A 19387-nucleotide genomic window follows, 5' to 3' on the forward strand; every position below is an offset into this window, starting at 1 on the left:
CGTAAAAACTCCAAAAATTAATCAAAAAAAGACGGTCAAGGAAGCAGCTTTGTAAGCTTTCCCTAACCGCAGTGTTTAATAAGACTGATTGATGCAACTCTGCCCGTAAAAATAGGGGCGATTAGGGTTGTTTAATCATTCCTTCATAGCGTTGGGAAATAACATAGGTCTGGATCTGCTTCGCCGTGTCAATGGCAACCCCCACCAAAATGAGCAGGGATGTGGCTCCCAAACCTTGGAAAGTAGTTACTCCAGTGGCCTGTTCTACAAAAATAGGCAGGGTGGCCACAAAGCTGAGGAAAATTGCCCCCAGAAAAGTCAGACGATTGAGCACACCTTCCAGATATTGTTCTGTTTTTTTGCCGGGACGAATACCGGGAATGCTAGAACCCATCTTTTTCAGATTTTTCGACACGTCCTCAGGGTTGACGATCAGACTGGCGTAAAAATAACTGAAGAAGAAAATCATTACGGAATAAACCACGGTATAGACCCAGGTACCGGGGCGTAAAGCGTTGGAAATTTGGACGAAAATTTCCCCAAACCCCCCTAAGCCTTCATTACCAGTGGCAAAACCGGCCAGGGAAGAGGGCAAAATTAGCACTGCCGAAGCAAAAATAATCGGCATTACCCCCCCTTGGTTCAAACGTAGGGGTAAATAGCTGGTGCGCTCTCGATAAAGCTTCTTACCTACCTGGCGACGGGCAGAAATAATCGGAATCCGACGGGTGCCTTCCTGTACAAAGACAATGCCCACGATCATGACGAGGAAAACTAGCATCAACAACACCACCGCTGTGATGGACTGTCTGCCCCCCGATTGGGCATATTCGATGGTTTGACCTAAAGTCTGAGGCAAGGTGGCCACAATGTTGACAAAAATCAACAGGGAAGCTCCGTTACCAATGCCCCTTTCTGTGATCAACTCTGAAATCCACATCACAAACATCGAGCCAGCGGTGATCGCTAAAACCGTTTGAAAAATAAATAGGGGGCCATAGTTGTTGGCGTAGGGACGAAGTAAGCCGACGGTCAAACCTAAACCTTGGATAATGCACCAGCCAAAGGCAATATAACGGCTATATTGGGAAATTTTCCGCCGCCCTGCCTCCCCTTCATTTTTCTGCAAATCTTCCAGGGCCGGAATGGCCGCCGTCAGCAGTTGCATGATGATGGAAGCGTTAATGTAAGGCAAAATCCCCAGGGCAAAAATGCCCACAGTGGATAATCCACCCCCGGTAAAAATATTTAAAAAACCAATAACGGAGTTATCGTTGATGGCCTGGCTAAAGGCCTGGCGATCAATGTCCGGCACTGGGATAAAAATTCCCACCCGGACCAGAATTAGTAGCCCAATAGTAATAAGCAGCCGACCCCGGAGGCCAGCCGCTTGGGCCATCTGCAGGAAAGTTTCCTGGGCAGAGGGGGCTTTGTCTCGACTTACGACCATTTATTTATACCTGAGTAAAAGTGCGAGGGATGAAGCAAAACAATGAATTAACCTATTATCGCTCTCTCCCAGGCTATGGGGAAGGATTTTGGTTACCATTGTTAGCCCTGCGCCACCACACTGCCACCGGCCGCTTCAATTTTGGCTTGGGCTGCTTTGCTACAGGGAGCATGGACGGTGAGAGCTACGGCTAATTCCCCGTTGCCCAAAACTTTTAGGGGACCGTCATTACTAGTGACAATACCCGCTTCCATCAGGCTTTCTAGGGTGACCACGGTGTTGGGGGCTAGACCGGCCAACTTACCAACGTTAACCACCGTAAAATGCTTGGGATTGTAGAGGGGAAAGTGCTTTAACTTAGGCAGACGACGGTAGAGGGGCATTTGTCCCCCTTCAAAACCAGCTTTGGTACCGGTACCAGAACGGGATTTCTGGCCCCGCATACCAAAACCACAGCTAGCGCCTTGCCCTGCCGCAATACCCCGGCCAACACGGCGACGGCGTTTCTTGGCACCGTCCTTGGGAGAGAGTTCGCTCAAATTCATGGCTAATATTAAAAATTAAGTTCACAGGAGATGGAATTTTCACTTAGTAAAGGCTTGGGGCCTTCAGCTTAGGTGTAAAGATGCTCGACAGAAACTCCCCGTTCTTCTGCTACTTCCGAAAAAGTACGCAGGGTTTCCAAGGCGTTGATGGCAGCCCGGGCATTGTTGAGGGGATTGTTGGAGCCTAGTTGTTTGGCTAGGATATTCTTAACTCCGGCTAGCTCTAGCACAGTACGAACAGCGCCACCGGCAATTACCCCAGTACCAGGGGCAGCGGGGCGAACCACCACTTTGGCTCCTCCAGAAACTCCATTGGTGATATGGGTAATGGAATTGGATTTGGTCAAGGGCACTTCAATTAGTTGTTTTTTGCCATCGGCTACCCCTTTACGGACAGCTCCGATTACGTCCCCAGCTTTACCCACTCCCACGCCAACCTGGCCGGTTTCGTTACCGACCACCACGATCGCCCGGAAGCTGAGTTTTTTTCCGCCTTTGACCACTTTACTGACCCGGCGGATTTGGATAACCCGTTCTTGCCAGTTGGTGTCTTCTTTTTTTTCTCGGCTGGTTTTACGACGCTTTGCCATAGTAATTTCCTTGGATGTTAATGGGTTTGGTTAACGTTGTTAGAAATTGAGACCGGCTTCCCTGGCCGCCTCCGCCAGAGCTTTTACCCGTCCGTGATACAACTTACCACCCCGGTCAAAAACTACTTGGTTAATGCCTTTGGCGATCGCCCGTTGGGCCACCAACTTACCCACTTCCGCCGAAGCTTCCTGGGTGGCGGTGGAACTAAGGGACTTTTTCAGATCTGGATCGAGGGTAGAGGCCGCCGCAAGGGTATGCTGGGCCACATCATCGATGACCTGGGCATAGATGTGGTCATTGGAGCGAAAAACCGCCAAACGGGGCCGTTCGCTGGTACCGGATAAATGGCGACGCAGACGACGGTGACGACGTTGGGTAGCAGATTTACGAGTGCTTTTCATAGTTTATTTCTTCCCTGTCTTACCAGCTTTACGACGGACATATTCACCTTGGTAGCGGATGCCTTTACCCTTGTAGGGTTCTGGGGGCCGCACAGCCCGGATTTTGGCCGCTGTATTACCCAAGAGTTCCTTGTCAATGCCGGAGACAATTACCTGGGTGTTATTTTCAACTTTGACTTCAATGCCCTGGGGCATGGTCATTTCCACCGGCTTACTGTAGCCGACGTTGAGGGTTAACTTATTGCCCTGGGCTTGGGCCCTATAGCCAACCCCTTGGATTTCCAAACGGCGTTCAAAACCCTGGGCCACCCCATCCACCATGTTGGCGACGAGGGTGCGGACTAGGCCGTGGCGTTCCCGGGCAGTGCGGGACTCATCCTGACGGGTGACGGTGATGGTTTCCCCTTCTTGGGCCACAATTACCTTTTCTGGTAACTGTCTTTCCAAGGACCCTTTAGGGCCTTTAACACTCAGGTGACTGCCTTGGATATCTACGCTGACCTTCGCAGGGAGGGGAATGGGGCGTTTTCCGATACGGGACATAGGATTAATTCTGTAAAGTTAAGTTTAATTAGTAATGCAATAGTAGTCTTCGACCGGGACTACCAAATGTAACAAAGGATTTCGCCCCCAATACCTTGGCGACGGGCTTCCCTGTCGGTCATGATGCCGTGGGAAGTGGAAACAATGGCGATACCAATGCCGCCCAACACCCGAGGAATCTTTTTGGAAGGGGAGTAAACCCGCAAACCAGGCTTACTGACCCGTTGGAGGGTATTGATCAAAGGTTGACGAGTTTTGCCCTTGTACTTGAGGGTAAGCACTAACATTTTGTTAATACCTTCGCCGGTTTCAGAGTAGTCCTCAATGAACCCTTCGCTTTTGAGCACTTTGGCAATGCTCAGGGTCATTTTGGTGGTGGGCACCTGGGTAGTGCTATGTCTCACCGCACAGGCATTGCGGATGCGGGTGAGCATGTCGGAAATTGTGTCTGTTGAAGCCATTATTCCTGCTGGTAGATTCTCCTAAGGGATGATGATTCAGGTGGATTGATGGAGACTTATTGCTGACCAATCACCCTGAGCCGCGACTAAATTAACTTCTAAAGGGCATGCCCAGAGCTTTGAGCAATGCACGACCTTCTTCGTCGGTTTGGGCGCTGGTGATGATGGAAACGTCCATACCCCGGATTTGATCGATGGTGTCGTAGTCAATTTCGGGGAAAATTAATTGTTCGCGAATACCTAAGCTGTAGTTACCCCGGCCATCAAAGCTGTTGGGGCTAATACCCCGGAAGTCCCGAATGCGAGGCAGAGCCAAGTTGATTAAGCGATCCAAAAAGGCATACATCCGCTCGGAACGGAGGGTAACCATTACCCCCACCGGCATACCTTCCCGGATTTTAAAACCGGCGATCGCCTTGCGAGCCCTGGTCACCACCGGTTTTTGCCCCGTAATGGTGGCTAATTCAGTCAGGGAAGACTCCAAAGCCTTGGCATTTTGGGAAGCTTCCCCCAGTCCCCGGTTAACTGTCACCTTAGTCAACTTGGGCACTTGGTGAATATTTTTATAACCAAACTCTTCCTGGAGCTTAGGAAGAATGGTTTCTTGGTAAAGGGTCTTAAGTCGTTGAGTCATGGTATTTACAGGGTCTCTGGGCTTGGTCAGAGAGTAGATGGACGAAGGGAACTCGAGCACATCGGGTTAGGGTCTAGCATTGCTTGCGGGGCAAAGGTGATAGCCATTAATCGATGATTTCGCCTGTTTTTTTCAGCATCCGCACTTTACGGCCATCGTCGGTGACGGTGTAGCAAATGCGACTGGCAATTTTTTCCTTGGTGGAATAGAGCATTACCTTGGAGCTATGGATGGGAGCTTCATAGCTACTGATTTGCCCAGATTCCCCTTCCTGACGAGGTTTAACGTGCTTAGTGCGGATATTCACTCCTTTGACCACCACCTGACTGTGGCTGGGAATGGTACGCAAAACTTCTCCCACTTTGCCCTTATCCTTGCCGGAAATTACCTGGATGGTGTCGCCTTTTTTGACGTGCATTTTCACCCGGTGGGGGGCTGGTTTGGTTTTAGTCATCTAGAGCACCTCCGGAGCCAAAGAAACAATCTTGGTAAAGTTTTTATCCCGCAGTTCCCGGGCCACGGGGCCAAATACCCTGGTACCCCGGGGATTACCTTCAGCGTTGATAATCACAGCGGCATTGTCATCAAAACGGATACTCATGCCACTGGCCCGGCGTAGGGGCTGTTTGGTTCTGACAATTACCGCCCGCACCACGTCGGACTTTTTGATGGGCATATTAGGGAGAGCATCTTTCACCACGGCAATAATTTGGTCGCCAATGCCACCATAGGTGCAGTTGCCCGTGCCCAGAACCCGCAGACACATGAGCTTACGAGCACCACTGTTGTCCGCGACGTTGAGATAGGTTTGTTGTTGAATCACGGCGTTTTCCTAAAAAAATCGGACTAGGATGAATGGCTCATAATGTTGATTACTTGCCAGCGTTTGGTTTTACTCAGAGGGCGGGTTTCTTGGATGCGAACCTTGTCCCCTTCTTGGCACTGGTTTTCTTCGTCGTGAGCTTTAAATTTCTTGGTTTTGACGACAATCTTGCCGTACTTGGGGTGGGGAGAACGGCTTTCCACAGCAACAACCACGGTTTTATCCATTTTGTTACTGACCACAATGCCCACACGTTCTTTAATCGCCATGGTGTTTTTATGCCTCCTCAGAAGGGCTATTCTCAAGTTGTCGTTCCCGTTCCACCGTTAAGAGTTGAGCCAAGCGATGGCGGGCATGTTTAAATTCATGGGGGTTTTCGGGACGACGGGTAGCCTGTTGGAACCGGAGTTGGAACAATCTTTGCTTGGTGGCTAAGATTTCAGTGGCCAATTCTTCGTCGCCGAGTTTCCTTGCGTCTGCAATGTTGGGAAGAGCCATGGTTAAATATAGTCCTCCTGACGGCTAATAAATTTTGTTTTAATCGGTAATTTCTGGGCGGCGAGGCGCATGGCTTCCCGGGCCACTTCCTCAGAGACTCCAGCTAGTTCAAACATGACGCGGCCGGGCTTAACTACCGCTACCCAATATTCTGGGGAACCTTTACCGGAACCCATCCGGGTTTCAGCGGGACGCATGGTGACTGGCTTATCGGGGAAAATACGAATCCAAATTTTCCCACCCCGACGGATGTAACGGGTCATGGCTCGACGGGCGGCTTCAATTTGGCGGGAGGTGATCCAACAGGGTTCGGTGGCCTGGAGGGCGTAATCACCGAAGTTGAGGGTGCTGCCCCGCTCCGCTAGACCCCGCATCCTGCCCCGTTGCTGTTTGCGGAATTTTGTTCTTCTAGGACTTAACATAGTGTGTTAACGAATAGGCGTTAATGAATGGCGATAGCGTTTAACCGTCCTGGGAACGGTCATCGAACTGTTGCCGACGGGATTTGCGACGGGGTTGGCTGGGGGGAGCAACGATGGCGGCTTCCTGGCCAGGGATGACTTCCCCTTTAAAAATCCAGACCTTAATCCCTAAAATGCCGTAGGTGGTCAGGGCGGTGCGGTAGGCATAATCAATGTCTGCCCGCAGGGTATGGAGAGGCACCCGGCCTTCCCGAACCCATTCCGTCCGGGCAATTTCTGCCCCATTTAGGCGACCGCTAACTTGTATTTTGATACCCTTAACTTCGGCCCTTTCTGCCCTTTGCAATGCTTGGCGCACCACCCGGCGGAAGGAAACCCGACGTTCTAACTGTTGACCGATGTACTCGGCCATTAGAGCCGCATCCGCATCAGCATTGGGGACTTCGATGACATTGACTCGAATCTGACGGGCTGAACCCAGCAGTTTTTGCAAGCCTTCCCGTAGTTGTTCAATACCAGAGCCGCCTCGACCGACAACTACCCCGGGGCGAGCGGTGTGAATACCCAACTCAATCTGTTCAGCTTTACGCTCAATGCGGATATCGGAAATACCGGCATTGTTGAGGGTTTTCTCAATATATTGGCGAATTTTGTGGTCTTCCTGTAAAAGCTCCGGATAGCGCTTGGGGTCGGCATACCAACAGGATTTGTGGTCCTTAGTGATGCCGAGGCGGAAGCCAACTGGATGTATTTTTTGTCCCATGTTTTGTATGCGTGACGTGAACAGCGATGTTAGTTATCTGCCAAGGCCGGGGCAACGGCGACGGTAATGTGGCAAGTGGGCTTGCGAATCTGGTAGGCACGACCCTGGGCCCGGGGGCGAAAACGGCGCAAGCTGGGGCCTCCATCGGCAAAGGCTTGGCTAACAACTAGGTCCGCTGGTTCCAAACCTTCGTTATGCTCAGCGTTGGCCACGGCGGAGCGCAGTACTTTCAGCACCGGCTCACAGGCTTTGTAAGGCATAAATTCCAGAATGATCAGAGCTTCCCGGTAGGAACGACCCCGAATTTGATCTAGTACCCGGCGCACCTTAAGGGGAGACATCCGCACGTAACGGGCGATCGCCTTGACCTCGGCCGTCGTATCAAGTTTTGTCATACTGCTTACCTCTGGTTACTTACGCGCTTTTTTATCGCTTTTAGAATGACTGCGGAAGGTGCGAGTCGGCGCAAATTCCCCCAACTTATGGCCCACCATTTGCTCGGAAACAAACACAGGCACATGCTGACGACCGTTGTGGACGGCAATGGTATGACCCACCATTTGGGGAAGAATTGTCGAAGCCCGGGACCAGGTTTTAACCACCTGCTTATCCCCCTTGTCATTGAGCTTGTCAATTTTGCGGAGCAGGGAAGCAGCCACAAAAGGACCTTTTTTCAGTGAACGACCCATAGTTCAGTTCCAACGAATAAAAACAAAAATAGTTATTTGGTGCGACGGCGGACAATCAGAGCGCTACTGCGTTTCTTCTTGTTGCGGGTCTTGGCACCCAAAGCTGGTTTACCCCAGGGAGACACAGGCCCGGAACGACCGATGGGGGCCCGGCCTTCACCACCACCATGGGGGTGATCACAGGGGTTCATCACACTACCCCGGACATGGGGACGACGACCTAAGTGACGCTTACGACCGGCTTTTCCTAGCTTAAGGTTACGGAATTCGGCATTACTAACTCGACCCAGGGTAGCCACACACTCTTTACGAACCATACGCACTTCCTTGGACGGCAGTTTGATGGTCACGTAATCTCCTTCCTTAGCCACCACCTGGGCAAAAGCTCCAGCAGAACGCACCATTTGGCCGCCCCGCCCTGCTACCAATTCCACGTTGTGTATTTCACTACCAAGGGGAATGCGGCTCAGGGGTAAGGTGTTGCCAATTTCAAAGGGGGCTTCTTCCCCAGCAATAACGGTCATGCCTACCTGTAATCCAGCGGGAGCAAGAATATAACGCTTTTCCCCGTCGGTGTAGAACAGCAGGGCAATGCGGGCATTGCGGTTGGGATCGTATTCGATCGCCGCTACCCGGGCCGGAATATTTTGCTTGTTACGTTTGAAGTCGATAATCCGGTAGAGCTTTTTATGGCCGCCCCCCCGGTGACGACTGGTGATCACCCCACGGTTGTTGCGACCTTTTTGGTCATGGCGGTTAGTGGTTAATGACTTCTCCGGCTTACTCTTGGTAATTTCAGTGAAATCGGAGACACTTGCCTGCCGAGTTCCTGGGGTCATTGGCCGATAATTACGAATACCCATGGGTTTAGATAACAGTTAATTCAGTATTCAGTGGTGGTCTAAACGTGACTTACACGTCAGGGAAGAGTTGGATGCTGTCCCCTTCCTTGAGGGTGACAACGGCCCGCTTCACTTGAGCTTTGAAACCCATGAAACGACCAACCCGTTTCTTTCTGCGGGGCATACGGGCAGTATTTACCCCTGTTACTTTGACGTCAAACAAAAGTTCGATCGCCGCTTTGATTTCCGGTTTGGTGGCTTCAGGGCGCACATCAAAGACGTATTTGTTGTCTTCGAGTTGTAGCGTGGCCTTTTCCGTCACAATCGGTTTAATAATTAAGTCCGCCAAACGACGCTGATCAATTACCTTACTCACCGTAAACCTCCTGGATTTTCTCGAGGGCAGTGGCGGTGGCCACAATGGTGTCTGCAACGAGAACGTCGTAGATATTGAGGTTATCTGCCCGTAAAATTTTCAAATAGGGAATGTTGCGCCCAGAAAGAAAGACATTTTCTGGAATTTCATCAAGGATCAACAACACCCGTTTTTCTGGTTTGGCACCCCAGCGAGTCAAGGCCGTGGCCAACTCCTTGGTTTTAGGTTGGCTGAATTGATCACCAAAGGCTTCCACCACCACCATGTTGTCGGCTCGGGAGGCGATCGCCGTTCTCAGGGCCAAACGACGTTCCTTGCGGTTCATTTTTTGGCTGTAATCTCGAGGCTTAGGCCCAAAGATCACACCACCACCCCGCCAGAGGGGAGAACGAATCGAACCAGCCCGGGCCCGCCCCGTACCCTTTTGTTTCCAGGGTTTGCGACCCCCCCCCCGGACTTCAGCCCGGGTTTTAGCGGAGGCGTTGCCTTGGCGGGCATTATTTTGTTGCCGCACCAGGGCCCGGTGGACAATGTGGGCCGCATTTTCTTCCTTAGCAACCCTTAGGGTCAGAGAAGCATTGCCCACTTCTTCCCCCTGCCAGTTTTTTACAATACAATCAACCATAATTTTGTTCCTTCAGCAGTGACGGATAAAAAAGGCAACTTAGCCCCGACCAACGGTTTTCGCAGGGGTGATGTTCAACAAAGTGCCGGGTTTACCAGGTAAAGCCCCTTTGATGATCAGCAAGTTCCGCTCCGCATCCACCCGCACCACTGTCAAGCGACGGACGGTAACCTGGGAAGCCCCATACTGTCCGGCCATTCTTTTACCGGGATAGACCCGACCGGGGGTAGTACCAGCTCCCGTAGAACCGGGCAGACGGTGGTTTTTGGAACCGTGGGTCATGTTACCCCGACGGAAATTATGGCGTTTTTGGTAGCCAGCAAAACCCCGACCCATACTTTGACCGGCTACATCGACTAGGTCTCCAGCTTGGAAAATGTCCGCTGTGACTGCATCCCCGGGTTGCAGGTTAGGAGCGTCCGTCAAACGGTACTCCTTCAAATGACGCATAGGATCAGTGTTCGACTTCTTCAAATGTCCCAACTCAGGCTTGGACAGCGCCTTTTCTTTAACAGGCAAAAAACCGACTTGGATAGCGTTATAGCCGTCGGTGTCCTGGGTTTTCACCTGGGTTACGGGACAGGGACCCGCTTGCACCACCGTCACAGGGATGGAAATGCCGCTTTCTTGATCAAATATCTGGGTCATGCCCAGCTTTGTTCCTAAAATACCGATAGACACGGTAACCCTCTACCTAAATAAAAGTGTAAATAAACAAGCAGAAAGGCTCCCCGGACATAAAGCGACGACCAGCGGCAATAACCTTTGGTCAACAGCTTCATAGCCAGTGAATAACTAATTCAGTTACGTCGATGGAGCGTTTCAATCAAGCTTTGCTTGAGAGACCACCTTCGGCCCTAGCGGTAGGGAGAGTTAGTCCTACATAGGCACAAAAGGGGGATGACCGCAATTCCTGATCAGACTTAAAAGCCTAAGCATTCAGTATCCGCAGGGGGTCGTAAAAAATAGCAGTGGAACGTTTTGATATTATTTCTATCTAATATCCAGTTTTGACCGCGATTAATCATCATAGCCCTAAAGGGAATCCCCGTCAAATTAATTTTCTTCCTAGGCCATGCCCCAACCTTACAAGAACAAGCATTCTTTCGTTGACGCGCAAATTTCGTTAAAATGGTACTGTGTTAAATTTTGTTAAACGGAGATAATCCAGTATGGCTACGATTAATATCGGCATTCCTGAAGCGGACCGCATCAAAATTGCAGAGTCCTTGAAAAAACTGTTAGCCGATACCTACACCCTTTATCTACAAACCCACAACTTCCACTGGAACGTTACCGGCCCCCAATTCCGCGACCTCCATCTCATGTTTGAAGAACAGTACAATGAGTTGGCCCTGGCGGTGGATGACATTGCTGAGCGTATCCGCAGTTTGGATGTTTTTGCCCCCGGTACCTATAAGGAGTTCGCTAAACTGAGTTCGGTGCAAGAAGTGGACGGCATTCCCACCAGCAAAGAAATGGTCGATATTTTGACCAAGGGGCACGAAACCATTGTCCAGTCCTGTCGGGATGTGCTCAAATGCTCTCAGCCTGCCGATGATGAGTCCACCATCGCTTTGGCTTCGGACCGGATGCGGGTCCATGAAAAAACGGCTTGGATGTTGCGGGCCATGAATAAATAGGCTTTAGCTTTAGTCCTACCTACTCCTGGCTGGAGCTTTACTCAAATTTTGGCCTAGGCAATTCGCCTAGGTAGCGGGATAGGTAGGGGGAAAAAATTTCGTAAATTAGGGTTAGGGGTTTACGGTCATGCCAGAAAAGGTAATGACGGCCCCAAAAAGGCCCTTCTTGGCCAAAAGCCTTAGCTAGGGTCCGATTATGGCCGCAGTATATGGCTTGGATATCCCGATACAGCTCGGTGTGCAACCGGGAAAGGCTGTCCCAAATGGGTAAACTACGATTTTGCAAATACTCGTCCACATGGCTAGCATCCCACCAGGAAACCGCATAGGCCAGTCTTTGGCCAGACTTGGTCCTTAGCCATACCTGTCGCCGCAGGTGGGGGCCGGGCACCGTGTTAATTTGGGGGGGAGCGCCGTCGTCCCTGGGGCTCACTGGAGCCATGTCAATCACATCCACCTCTGTCTTTTCCCCGGTGAGTAGTTGCAGGTGCCTGGTGGGGGAACCATCCCCGAGGATGAGGATCTGCCATGGAGGGGGCAGGACGCTGTGGGGTAGACCATGCCTAACGTCGTGTTGATCCCCCTGCCAGAGTAGGTCCAGTGAATGCCAAGCAAGGGAAGGGGAAACGGCCGGAGAAAGCTTCAAGGGGAAATGCCTGTGCGTTACAAAACTTTACATTTTCGTGACTTTTCTGATGATAACAAACTCAAGCTACGGCGGTGGGCTTTCTGGGCTATGGCGATCGCCGTTTTTGTTGGGATCATTAGCGGGTCATGGTTAACTTCCCCAGGGGGATCGGTGGGGCTTGGGCAGACACTTCCACCCCGGAAGGATTTACGCATAGCAGTGATCAGTGACCTTAACAGTGCCTATGGTTCCACCAGTTATGAGCCGGAGGTACACAAGGCGTTGGAGCTAATTCCCAGTATGAAACCGGATCTTGTCCTCTGTAGTGGAGACATGGTGGCGGGGCAGAGTCCTAAATTAACCAATGCCCAAATTCAAGCCATGTGGGAAGCCTTTGACCGGGGGGTGGCCCATCCTTTACGACGGGCTGGAATTCCCTTTGGTTTTACGATGGGGAACCACGATGCTTCCGGTGCTCTGGATCAAAATCGTCGTTTTCGGTTTCAAAATGAACGGGATTTGGCGGCCCGTTATTGGCGCAACCCGGCCCATGATCCAGGCATAACTTTCCTGGATAAAAGTGATTTCCCCTTTTATTACACCTTCACTCAGAATGGTGTTTTTTTTCTGGTCTGGGACGGGTCAACTCATCTTATACCTGCGGAAAAATTGGCTTGGGTAGAAAAAGCTTTGGCCAGTGCTCCGGCTCGGCAAGCTAAGTTACGACTGGCGATCGGTCATTTGCCTCTCTATGGTGTGGCGGAAGGTCGCAATAAGCCGGGGGAGGTGATGGCCAACGCTGAGCAGTTAAGGGCCTTGTTGGAAAAGTATAATGTTCATACCTATGTCAGCGGGCACCAACACGCTTACTATCCTGGTCGGCGAGGAAATTTGGAATTGCTCCACACGGGCCTATTGGGGGCGGGCCCCAGAGCTTTAATTGGTCAAGAACGGCGATCGCCAAAGACGTTAACCATTTTGGATTTCACGTTCGATCAACCGGGGCAGGTGCAATACACCACCTACGACATGAAGAATTTGGCTACTGTGAGACTGGAATCTTTACCCCGGTTTCTGTTGGGCCATAATGGTCGGGTAATCCGTCGCGACCTGAGGCAAGGGAATTTAACCCCAGCGGAACAGCAGGCCTGCATAAAAAATTTAGGTTCTGCCCTATGCAATACAAAGTGAGAAATGGAGCCCTAGGTATGGTGACCAATGGCTAGTTAAAACTACCATGGGGGTTTGTCCTCAGACTTGCCAATTTTGCGTCAGACCATGGCTGAAGTTATCCCCAACAATCTTCCTCCCCTCACTAAAGACACTTTCTGGGCCATCATTAACCAGGAAATCAGTGATGAGGTAGTCAACGCTCTACTTGCTTACTATCTTGGTTATCGATTTGATGGCGATCGCCAAAAATGGGAACTGGGAGAAGTGGAGTCAAGCTGGGCCCAGGAATATCCGGTCCCCCCCAATTTCATCGAAAACCGTCCCCCCACAGTGAAGTTGACCCGTTCTATTCCGCCGGAAAATAAACAATTGCTCAAGGAACAGTTGGGCTTTACGGGCTACAAAATTGGTGAGTTTACTCCCCGCCACACCCGCCGCGCCACAGCGGTCAATTGGCTACTTAGTTACATGGCCACACATAATCTGCTCTTGCACTGACAAATGCATCGACAAAGAAATGGGCCAGGGAAACTCACTCAACTCCCCAGCCCCAGATTCTCCCTGATCAAACCATTGAAAACCAGGATATCTACCAGCCCTTTTCCGCTTGATCAAGCACGTAGGCCGCCACATCTTCCATGTCGCTGTCACTGATGCGACCCTTAAAGCCAGGCATAGCGCCATTACCATTGGTGATCTGGGCCACAATTGCCGCCACGGAATTTTTACCATTGGCTTCCAAGTCTGCCATTTTTAAGGTTTTGCTGGGGTTGATGGCATTAAGGCCCCCATTATGACAAGCGGCACAGTTACCGGCAAAGATAGCTTTACCATGGGCTAGGTCAGCGGCTAGGGCGGTGTTACCCAGGGAAAAAATCCCCCCCAGGAAAATTAGACAGGGGAGGGCAATGCCAAAAAAAATTCGGCTAGCTTGGTTGAATAATTTAAACATTAGTTCTCCTTTCAAGGATAAAGTCTTCAAGACGCGAAGGTATTATGGGAGGCGGTCCAGGCAAAGTCAAAAGACAATCTGTCAAAGTTGCGGTCAAGCTAAAATTGGCTAGGTTTGTGAAGTGGCCATGGCAATGCAATTCCTGAACCACTGTTTTTTATTCTTTCCCCAGCTTTTACGATGGTTTCATGGTGCCGATGGCGATCGCCAAGACGTTGGTTTTTGTTTGCGTGTCTTGGGCTGTTGCTCAGTGGATTAATCAGTTGCCAGAGCAATTCCCCCCAGAGCATGGAGGGGAAAGTCAGCTTTTGGACTATGCAATTGCAGCCAAAATTTAATAAGTATTTTGACGACTTGATTAGTACTTTTGAGCGGAACAATCCGCCGGAGCAGGTGAGTTGGGTAGATATTCCTTGGAATGCCATGGAGAGTAAAATCCTCAGTGCCGTCTCGGCCAACACAGCCCCCGATGTGGTCAACCTAAACCCCACCTTTTCCTCTTTATTGGCTAGTAAAAATGCCTGGCTGAATTTGGAAGAGGAGGTGAGCGCAGAAGTTAAGGCTCGCTATCTGCCCAGTATTTGGCAAGCTAACAGCTTAGGCAACGGTGAAGTATTCGGTTTTCCCTGGTATCTCACCACCCGCATTACCATCTATAACCAGGATTTATTGCAACAGGCTGGATTATCTACCCCGCCAGCAACCTTTGCCGAATTGGCGGTGGCGGCTAGGGAAATTAAGGCGAAAACCGGTAAATATGGCTTTTTTGTCACGTTTTCCCCTTCTGATTCCGCCGAAGCCCTAGAAAGCCTGGTACAAATGGGGGTACAGTTGGTGGACAGTGATGGCCGGGCCACTTTTAACAGTCCCGCCGGCAAAGTGGCTTTTCAGTATTGGGTTGATTTGTATCAACAAGGATTACTGCCACCGGAAGTGCTCACTGAAGGCCATCGTCGAGCGGGGGACCTTTATCAGTCCGGGGCGATCGCCTTTTTATCGGCAGGGCCAGAGCTATTGGCTAGTTTGGAGAAAAATGCCCCCAGCATTGCTAAAGTTTCCGCCGCCGCGCCCCAAATTGTGGGGGAAACCGGCAAAAGAAATGTGGCTGTAATGAATCTAGTCATTCCTCGGAGTACCAAAAACCCCACTGGAGCAATTAAATTTGCTGAATTTGTGACCAATACGGACAACCAATTTGCCTTCATCAAAGAAGCCAACGTTTTGCCCTCCACCATTGGCGCTGTTGACAAATATCGACAGGAGTTGGCACAAATCAGCAACGCCAGTTCCTTGGAAAATGCTCGTCGGGTAGCATTGGAACAATTGCCCACCGCAGAGGTGTTAATTCCTCCCATGGCCAACCTTAACCAACTCAAGCGTATCATCTACGAAAATCTTGGAGCGGCGATGGTGGGCAACAAAACAGTAGACCAGGCCCTACAGGATGCGGAACAAGTCTGGAATGACAATTTGAAAGGCTAGACAAAGGCGGTCACAGTCAAGTCTTCCACATAGCCCAGCCGTTGTCTTTATCTACTTTATCTAACCCTTCCGCCCGTAGAGATGGGCAGAAATAAGCACAACTTGCAGCGGACCCATTGCCAGGGGCATTACTGAGAATCTTGCCACAATCAAGGCAACTGTTAGCCCTGAACAGTTTTGACGTTGCCTTTAGCATTTAAACTGACAGGCAGTTTTGCTCCCCGGAGCTAAAACCCATCTCGACCATTCACCTAGCGATCGCCATGAGCAGTACCCAAGATTATATCGGCGAGGAAGCCGCCACCAGAGTCAAAATCCTCAGTGAAGCTTTGCCCTACATCCAACACTTTGCTGGCCGCACCGTGGTGGTCAAATATGGAGGGGCTGCCATGAAAGACAGCAACCTCAAAGACAAGGTAATCCGGGACATTGTCTTTATGGCCTCCGTTGGCATTCGCCCGGTGGTAGTCCATGGCGGAGGGCCAGAAATTAACACCTGGCTAGATAAGGTGGGCATCGAACCCCAATTTAAAGATGGGTTACGGGTCACCGATGCGGCCACCATGGATATTGTGGAAATGGTACTGGTGGGTAGAGTCAACAAAGAATTGGTCAATTTAATTAACCAAGCCGGAGGAAAAGCCGTGGGACTTTGTGGCAAAGACGGCCAACTGATGACCGCCCGCACCATGACTAATAAAGATGTTGGTTTTGTGGGGGAGGTGAGCTCCGTTGATGCCCGGGTGGTGGAAACCTTGGTGAAAAGCGGTTATATTCCCGTCATTTCCAGTGTGGCGGCGGATGAATTTGGCCAAGCTCACAATATCAATGCCGACACCTGTGCTGGGGAGTTGGCCGCAGCCCTAGGGGCAGAAAAACTAATTCTCCTCACTGACACCAGGGGCATTTTGCGGGATTATAAAGACCCCTCCACCCTAATTCACAAGTTAGATATTCAACAGGCGCGGGAATTGATTGGCTCCGGCATAGTGGCGGGGGGCATGATTCCCAAGGTTACCTGTTGTGTGCGTTCCCTAGCCCAGGGAGTAAGGGCGGCCCATATTCTGGATGGCCGTTTGCCCCATGCTCTGTTGTTGGAGGTATTCACCGATCTGGGCATTGGTTCGATGATTGTGGCTTCGGGCTATGATCTCTGAGGTGGCCAAGATTTTTTCACCCCCTTGAACAATGGATTAAGCAATCATTTTGGACGATAATCTTTTACCTTTGCTCTCAGGTTCTGCCCAGTTAAAACTTTTGCAATTGGTCAGCCCGACCCTGCCGGTGGGAGCCTACAACTATTCCGAAGGCTTAGAATGGTTGATAGAACGGGGAAATATTACTAATGCTGATACCTTAGGAGCGTGGATTACCCAGGAGTTATGCCGGGGGTCCATTACGGTGGACACAGCCATTATGGTTCGAGCCCATCGGCTTGCCGGCCAAATGCCCAAGACTGATATTTTACCCAGCCCCACTCTCAAACATTTATCCTATTGGAATCAATGGTTAACAGCCACTAGGGAAAGTCGGGAATTAAGAGAGCAAAGCTTGCAAATGGGAGGTTCCCTGCGAAAACTGTTGTTGGATTTAGAGCCTACTGTGCAATCTTGGTTTGAGCCAATTCCCCCCACGGAACCCTGTAACTACGCGATCGCCTTTGGATTAGGGGCGGCTTTTTGGGGCATTGATCTCCATCAAAGTGGGTTGGGCTATCTCCACAGTTGGGCTAATAACCTAATTTCGGCGGGGTTAAGACTGATTCCGTTGGGGCAAACCGCAGGTCAAAAATTGTTATTGCATTTAACACCCACCATTTTGCATCAATGGCAGCAAATTTTATTGCTGGGGGATGATGATTTGTACAGTTGTAGTTGGGGGTTAGCCCTAGCCAGCATGGGCCATGAAAGTCAATACACTAGATTATTCCGGAGTTAGCTATGGATAAGTAGTAGACAAATAATTGTCTATGCAAAGCATTGTGAGATTACATGGGGAGTTATAGCCAATTAGACCTAGATATATCCCTTTGCACAAAGTACCGGCTCCTATGTAATGCTGGTGATAGCCTAATTAGTCTATTACCTCATCCTATGACTGCTACTGTTACAGCCCAAGAAGCCTTCCGAGCCGCCTATGAAAACCGCTACACCTGGGACGAAAATTTTCCCGGTTATCGGGCCCATCTCACCGTCACCCAAGGGGATGAACGCTACGAAGGGGAAGTGGAGGTGAAGGCGGACTACACTGTCACCGTGACTGGTTTTAGTGACGAGACGGTACAGGAAAGCGTTTATAACCAAATGCGGGACATTGTTACCCACCGCAAACAAGGGAATTTTGAAAAGTCCCACGGCAAAAATGAGTTTAGCTTTGGGGAAACCGATGCTTCCGGGGCGATCGCCATTGATGTGAAGGGAGATGCCATGGGGTCGAACTATAAAATCCGGGGCACGGAAATTTGTCAGGTCAGTCGGGTGATGGGGCCGGTGGCTTTCACCATCAACACCGAAGAAAGTTTGGATACTGGTTCCGGCTACATTGCCATCAAATATAATGCCATTTTTAAAGACCCTAAAACTGATACCCTCAAAGGCAAACGGGACTTCACCGAAACCTATGGGGAATTGGGGGGCTATTACCTACCCACTCAACAAACCGTAGAGGCGATCGCCGCTGGGGGAGAAAAAATCTTCACCGATTTTAGCTTCACTAATCTAGAACTTTTGGCATAGGTGACGACGTTTTGTCTAGCTTAGTAACTCCATTGGGATCAACTTCTGCCCCCACCATTGTGGTGGAAAATTTGAGCAAGGTTTATCCCATTGCCCTCAAATCCCCTGGTCTGAAGGGAACATTGCAACATTTTTGGCAGAGACGTTACCGCCAAATTTTGGCAGTGCAAGATATCTCCTTTACCATTCCCCCTGGGGCGATGGTGGGCTTCCTCGGTGCCAATGGAGCCGGCAAAACCACCACATTGAAGATGCTCACGGGGCTAATTAAACCCTCGGGGGGAAAAGTGCGGGTGGCGGGCTTTGATCCCTTCCGTCGGCAGACAGCTTTTTTAAGGCGCACTAGTTTAGTAATGGGGCAAAAACAACAGTTAATCTGGGATTTGCCCACCCTGGATTCCCTGCGCATCAATGGGGCGATTTACGAAATTCCCGACCAAGTCTTTGAACAACGGCTGGGAGAATTGAGCGAAATGCTCGATTTAACCACAGAATTAAAACAACCGGTGCGTAAACTTTCCCTGGGGCAAAGGATGAAGGCGGAATTGTTAGCCGCTCTGCTCCACCACCCCACCGTTTTATTTTTGGATGAACCCACCTTGGGACTGGATGTTAATGCCCAAGTGGCGGTGCGGCGGTTTTTGCAGGAGTACAATCGGCGTTACCAAGCCACAGTGTTATTGACTAGTCATTACATGGCAGATATCACCACCCTTTGTGAGCGAGTGCTATTGATTCACCAAGGACAGTTGATGTATGACGGTGATCTGGAAGCTCTGGTGGAACGATTTTCCCCTTACCGACAAGTGGCGGTGGAATTATCTGCCCCCATACCTTTGGAAAAATTACAGCTCTATGGCGAAGTGGAGAGTGTGGAGGGTCTACTGGTGCGCTTTTTGCTAAAACGGGAAAGCCTCACCACGGCGATCGCCAAACTGTTAGCGGAGTTGCCAGTATCGGATTTAAGCGTATCTGACCCCCCCATTGAAGAAATCATTGGCCGTCTATTTTCCCAGGGCAATTTGGATAATAAACTTTGATCGGTGTTAGAGAGAGTTACACAATTTCTCGGACTATTCCAAGTGGGGAGGAAAATTAGAGACCGGAGAGA

29 protein-coding genes are annotated in these 19387 nt (G+C 50.4%); 8 read left to right on the forward strand and 21 right to left on the reverse strand.

The genetic code is table 11. The annotated features are described in order from the left end of the window. Positions 1-121: 121 nt before the first annotated feature. From secY to rplC, 19 genes are all read right to left on the reverse strand, one after another. Positions 122-1450, reverse strand: a complete 1329-nt coding sequence (gene secY, locus SYNPCCP_RS03900; RefSeq protein ID WP_010871961.1) for a preprotein translocase subunit SecY — start codon at positions 1448-1450, stop codon at positions 122-124. A 101-nt stretch (positions 1451-1551) separates the two neighbouring features. Beyond that, the gene (gene rplO, locus SYNPCCP_RS03905; RefSeq protein ID WP_010871962.1) at positions 1552-1995 is read right to left on the reverse strand and encodes a 50S ribosomal protein L15; all 444 of its coding nucleotides are present in this window, start codon (positions 1993-1995) and stop codon (positions 1552-1554) included. Between the two features lie 68 nt (positions 1996-2063). After that, positions 2064-2585 (reverse strand): 30S ribosomal protein S5, encoded by a 522-nt coding sequence (gene rpsE / locus SYNPCCP_RS03910; protein WP_010871963.1) that lies wholly within the window; start codon positions 2583-2585, stop codon positions 2064-2066. 39 nt (positions 2586-2624) lie between these two features. Next, positions 2625-2987, reverse strand: a complete 363-nt coding sequence (rplR, locus tag SYNPCCP_RS03915) for a 50S ribosomal protein L18 (protein ID WP_010871964.1) — start codon at positions 2985-2987, stop codon at positions 2625-2627. A 3-nt stretch (positions 2988-2990) separates the two neighbouring features. Continuing rightward, positions 2991-3530, reverse strand: a complete 540-nt coding sequence (gene rplF, locus SYNPCCP_RS03920; RefSeq protein ID WP_010871965.1) for a 50S ribosomal protein L6 — start codon at positions 3528-3530, stop codon at positions 2991-2993. Positions 3531-3589: 59 nt separating this feature from the next. Beyond that, complete coding sequence (gene rpsH / locus SYNPCCP_RS03925; protein WP_010871966.1) at positions 3590-3991, reverse strand: 30S ribosomal protein S8; 402 nt, start codon at positions 3989-3991, stop codon at positions 3590-3592. Between the two features lie 91 nt (positions 3992-4082). Beyond that, entirely contained in the window at positions 4083-4625 is a 543-nt protein-coding gene (gene rplE / locus SYNPCCP_RS03930; protein WP_014407080.1) for a 50S ribosomal protein L5, read from the reverse strand. A gap of 106 nt (positions 4626-4731) precedes the next feature. Then, the gene (rplX, locus tag SYNPCCP_RS03935) at positions 4732-5079 is read right to left on the reverse strand and encodes a 50S ribosomal protein L24 (RefSeq protein ID WP_010871968.1); all 348 of its coding nucleotides are present in this window, start codon (positions 5077-5079) and stop codon (positions 4732-4734) included. After that, positions 5080-5448 (reverse strand): 50S ribosomal protein L14, encoded by a 369-nt coding sequence (gene rplN / locus SYNPCCP_RS03940; protein WP_010871969.1) that lies wholly within the window; start codon positions 5446-5448, stop codon positions 5080-5082. Between the two features lie 23 nt (positions 5449-5471). Continuing rightward, a complete protein-coding gene (rpsQ, locus tag SYNPCCP_RS03945; protein ID WP_010871970.1) occupies positions 5472-5717 on the reverse strand; it encodes a 30S ribosomal protein S17 in 246 nt (81 codons plus the stop codon). A 7-nt stretch (positions 5718-5724) separates the two neighbouring features. Continuing rightward, positions 5725-5946 (reverse strand): 50S ribosomal protein L29, encoded by a 222-nt coding sequence (rpmC, locus tag SYNPCCP_RS03950; protein ID WP_010871971.1) that lies wholly within the window; start codon positions 5944-5946, stop codon positions 5725-5727. A gap of 2 nt (positions 5947-5948) precedes the next feature. Continuing rightward, positions 5949-6368: a 50S ribosomal protein L16 gene (gene rplP / locus SYNPCCP_RS03955; protein WP_010871972.1), complete on the reverse strand. Its 420-nt coding sequence runs from the start codon at positions 6366-6368 to the stop codon at positions 5949-5951. A 40-nt stretch (positions 6369-6408) separates the two neighbouring features. Further along, positions 6409-7131: a 30S ribosomal protein S3 gene (gene rpsC / locus SYNPCCP_RS03960; RefSeq protein ID WP_010871973.1), complete on the reverse strand. Its 723-nt coding sequence runs from the start codon at positions 7129-7131 to the stop codon at positions 6409-6411. Between the two features lie 29 nt (positions 7132-7160). Next, complete coding sequence (gene rplV, locus SYNPCCP_RS03965) at positions 7161-7526, reverse strand: 50S ribosomal protein L22 (protein ID WP_010871974.1); 366 nt, start codon at positions 7524-7526, stop codon at positions 7161-7163. Between the two features lie 15 nt (positions 7527-7541). Then, entirely contained in the window at positions 7542-7820 is a 279-nt protein-coding gene (gene rpsS / locus SYNPCCP_RS03970) for a 30S ribosomal protein S19 (RefSeq protein WP_010871975.1), read from the reverse strand. 32 nt (positions 7821-7852) lie between these two features. Then, positions 7853-8683 (reverse strand): 50S ribosomal protein L2, encoded by an 831-nt coding sequence (rplB, locus tag SYNPCCP_RS03975; RefSeq protein ID WP_010871976.1) that lies wholly within the window; start codon positions 8681-8683, stop codon positions 7853-7855. 49 nt (positions 8684-8732) lie between these two features. Next, entirely contained in the window at positions 8733-9038 is a 306-nt protein-coding gene (locus SYNPCCP_RS03980; RefSeq protein ID WP_010871977.1) for a 50S ribosomal protein L23, read from the reverse strand. Next, on the reverse strand, positions 9031-9663 hold the full coding sequence (gene rplD, locus SYNPCCP_RS03985; protein WP_010871978.1) for a 50S ribosomal protein L4: 633 nt from the start codon (positions 9661-9663) through the stop codon (positions 9031-9033). Before rplD ends, SYNPCCP_RS03980 begins: the two co-directional genes overlap by 8 nt. Positions 9664-9702: 39 nt before the next feature. Further along, positions 9703-10344: a 50S ribosomal protein L3 gene (gene rplC, locus SYNPCCP_RS03990; protein ID WP_010871979.1), complete on the reverse strand. Its 642-nt coding sequence runs from the start codon at positions 10342-10344 to the stop codon at positions 9703-9705. A gap of 491 nt (positions 10345-10835) precedes the next feature. Here rplC and SYNPCCP_RS03995 point away from each other — a divergent pair, with 491 nt between their 5' ends. Continuing rightward, positions 10836-11306: a Dps family protein gene (locus SYNPCCP_RS03995; protein WP_010871980.1), complete on the forward strand. Its 471-nt coding sequence runs from the start codon at positions 10836-10838 to the stop codon at positions 11304-11306. A 37-nt stretch (positions 11307-11343) separates the two neighbouring features. Here the strand turns inward: SYNPCCP_RS03995 and SYNPCCP_RS04000 are convergent, their stop codons facing one another. After that, positions 11344-11952, reverse strand: coding sequence for a chorismate lyase (locus SYNPCCP_RS04000; protein ID WP_014407082.1), 609 nt, complete (start codon positions 11950-11952; stop codon positions 11344-11346). Between SYNPCCP_RS04000 and SYNPCCP_RS04005 the strand changes: the two genes are divergently transcribed. Beyond that, positions 11911-13125 carry a metallophosphoesterase gene (locus SYNPCCP_RS04005; protein WP_010871982.1) on the forward strand — a complete coding sequence of 405 codons (1215 nt, stop codon included), beginning with the start codon at positions 11911-11913 and terminating at the stop codon, positions 13123-13125. The genes SYNPCCP_RS04000 and SYNPCCP_RS04005 overlap by 42 nt on opposite strands. Before the next feature lie 87 nt (positions 13126-13212). Then, complete coding sequence (locus SYNPCCP_RS04010) at positions 13213-13605, forward strand: DUF1823 family protein (RefSeq protein WP_010871983.1); 393 nt, start codon at positions 13213-13215, stop codon at positions 13603-13605. Between the two features lie 91 nt (positions 13606-13696). On the opposite strand, the gene petJ is transcribed toward SYNPCCP_RS04010, so the two are convergent. After that, entirely contained in the window at positions 13697-14059 is a 363-nt protein-coding gene (petJ, locus tag SYNPCCP_RS04015) for a cytochrome c6 PetJ (protein ID WP_010871984.1), read from the reverse strand. Between the two features lie 180 nt (positions 14060-14239). Between petJ and SYNPCCP_RS04020 the strand changes: the two genes are divergently transcribed. From SYNPCCP_RS04020 to SYNPCCP_RS04040, 5 genes are all read left to right on the forward strand, one after another. Further along, positions 14240-15541, forward strand: coding sequence for a sugar ABC transporter substrate-binding protein (locus tag SYNPCCP_RS04020; RefSeq protein ID WP_010871985.1), 1302 nt, complete (start codon positions 14240-14242; stop codon positions 15539-15541). A 263-nt stretch (positions 15542-15804) separates the two neighbouring features. Continuing rightward, positions 15805-16698, forward strand: coding sequence for an acetylglutamate kinase (gene argB, locus SYNPCCP_RS04025; RefSeq protein ID WP_010871986.1), 894 nt, complete (start codon positions 15805-15807; stop codon positions 16696-16698). A gap of 127 nt (positions 16699-16825) precedes the next feature. After that, a complete protein-coding gene (locus SYNPCCP_RS04030) occupies positions 16826-17479 on the forward strand; it encodes an urease accessory protein UreF (RefSeq protein ID WP_010871987.1) in 654 nt (217 codons plus the stop codon). A 155-nt stretch (positions 17480-17634) separates the two neighbouring features. Then, positions 17635-18276, forward strand: a complete 642-nt coding sequence (locus tag SYNPCCP_RS04035) for a DUF3386 domain-containing protein (protein ID WP_020861538.1) — start codon at positions 17635-17637, stop codon at positions 18274-18276. A 59-nt stretch (positions 18277-18335) separates the two neighbouring features. Beyond that, positions 18336-19316 carry an ATP-binding cassette domain-containing protein gene (locus SYNPCCP_RS04040; protein WP_010871989.1) on the forward strand — a complete coding sequence of 327 codons (981 nt, stop codon included), beginning with the start codon at positions 18336-18338 and terminating at the stop codon, positions 19314-19316. The last annotated feature ends 71 nt before the right edge of the window (positions 19317-19387 follow it).

Origin of the sequence: Synechocystis sp. PCC 6803 substr. PCC-P (assembly GCF_000284455.1) — a bacterium.
Classification (GTDB): domain Bacteria; phylum Cyanobacteriota; class Cyanobacteriia; order Cyanobacteriales; family Microcystaceae; genus Synechocystis.

Excerpts from the sequence above, each read along its gene's own strand:
- rplP (WP_010871972.1), bottom strand. The coding sequence starts at position 6,368 with ATGTTAAGTCCTAGAAGAACAAAATTCCGCAAACAGCAACGGGGCAGG.
- rpsQ (WP_010871970.1), bottom strand. The coding sequence starts at position 5,717 with ATGGCGATTAAAGAACGTGTGGGCATTGTGGTCAGTAACAAAATGGAT.
- rpsC (WP_010871973.1), bottom strand. The coding sequence starts at position 7,131 with ATGGGACAAAAAATACATCCAGTTGGCTTCCGCCTCGGCATCACTAAG.
- secY (WP_010871961.1), bottom strand. The coding sequence starts at position 1,450 with ATGGTCGTAAGTCGAGACAAAGCCCCCTCTGCCCAGGAAACTTTCCTG.
- SYNPCCP_RS04035 (WP_020861538.1), top strand. The coding sequence starts at position 17,635 with ATGACTGCTACTGTTACAGCCCAAGAAGCCTTCCGAGCCGCCTATGAA.
- rpsE (WP_010871963.1), bottom strand. The coding sequence starts at position 2,585 with ATGGCAAAGCGTCGTAAAACCAGCCGAGAAAAAAAAGAAGACACCAAC.
- argB (WP_010871986.1), top strand. The coding sequence starts at position 15,805 with ATGAGCAGTACCCAAGATTATATCGGCGAGGAAGCCGCCACCAGAGTC.
- rplV (WP_010871974.1), bottom strand. The coding sequence starts at position 7,526 with ATGACAAAACTTGATACGACGGCCGAGGTCAAGGCGATCGCCCGTTAC.
- SYNPCCP_RS04010 (WP_010871983.1), top strand. The coding sequence starts at position 13,213 with ATGGCTGAAGTTATCCCCAACAATCTTCCTCCCCTCACTAAAGACACT.
- rpmC (WP_010871971.1), bottom strand. The coding sequence starts at position 5,946 with ATGGCTCTTCCCAACATTGCAGACGCAAGGAAACTCGGCGACGAAGAA.
- SYNPCCP_RS03995 (WP_010871980.1), top strand. The coding sequence starts at position 10,836 with ATGGCTACGATTAATATCGGCATTCCTGAAGCGGACCGCATCAAAATT.
- rplB (WP_010871976.1), bottom strand. The coding sequence starts at position 8,683 with ATGGGTATTCGTAATTATCGGCCAATGACCCCAGGAACTCGGCAGGCA.
- rplE (WP_014407080.1), bottom strand. The coding sequence starts at position 4,625 with ATGACTCAACGACTTAAGACCCTTTACCAAGAAACCATTCTTCCTAAG.
- rplX (WP_010871968.1), bottom strand. The coding sequence starts at position 5,079 with ATGACTAAAACCAAACCAGCCCCCCACCGGGTGAAAATGCACGTCAAA.
- SYNPCCP_RS04020 (WP_010871985.1), top strand. The coding sequence starts at position 14,240 with ATGGTTTCATGGTGCCGATGGCGATCGCCAAGACGTTGGTTTTTGTTT.
- rplD (WP_010871978.1), bottom strand. The coding sequence starts at position 9,663 with ATGGTTGATTGTATTGTAAAAAACTGGCAGGGGGAAGAAGTGGGCAAT.
- SYNPCCP_RS04005 (WP_010871982.1), top strand. The coding sequence starts at position 11,911 with ATGCCAAGCAAGGGAAGGGGAAACGGCCGGAGAAAGCTTCAAGGGGAA.
- rplR (WP_010871964.1), bottom strand. The coding sequence starts at position 2,987 with ATGAAAAGCACTCGTAAATCTGCTACCCAACGTCGTCACCGTCGTCTG.
- rpsH (WP_010871966.1), bottom strand. The coding sequence starts at position 3,991 with ATGGCTTCAACAGACACAATTTCCGACATGCTCACCCGCATCCGCAAT.
- rpsS (WP_010871975.1), bottom strand. The coding sequence starts at position 7,820 with ATGGGTCGTTCACTGAAAAAAGGTCCTTTTGTGGCTGCTTCCCTGCTC.
- petJ (WP_010871984.1), bottom strand. The coding sequence starts at position 14,059 with ATGTTTAAATTATTCAACCAAGCTAGCCGAATTTTTTTTGGCATTGCC.
- rplF (WP_010871965.1), bottom strand. The coding sequence starts at position 3,530 with ATGTCCCGTATCGGAAAACGCCCCATTCCCCTCCCTGCGAAGGTCAGC.
- rplO (WP_010871962.1), bottom strand. The coding sequence starts at position 1,995 with ATGAATTTGAGCGAACTCTCTCCCAAGGACGGTGCCAAGAAACGCCGT.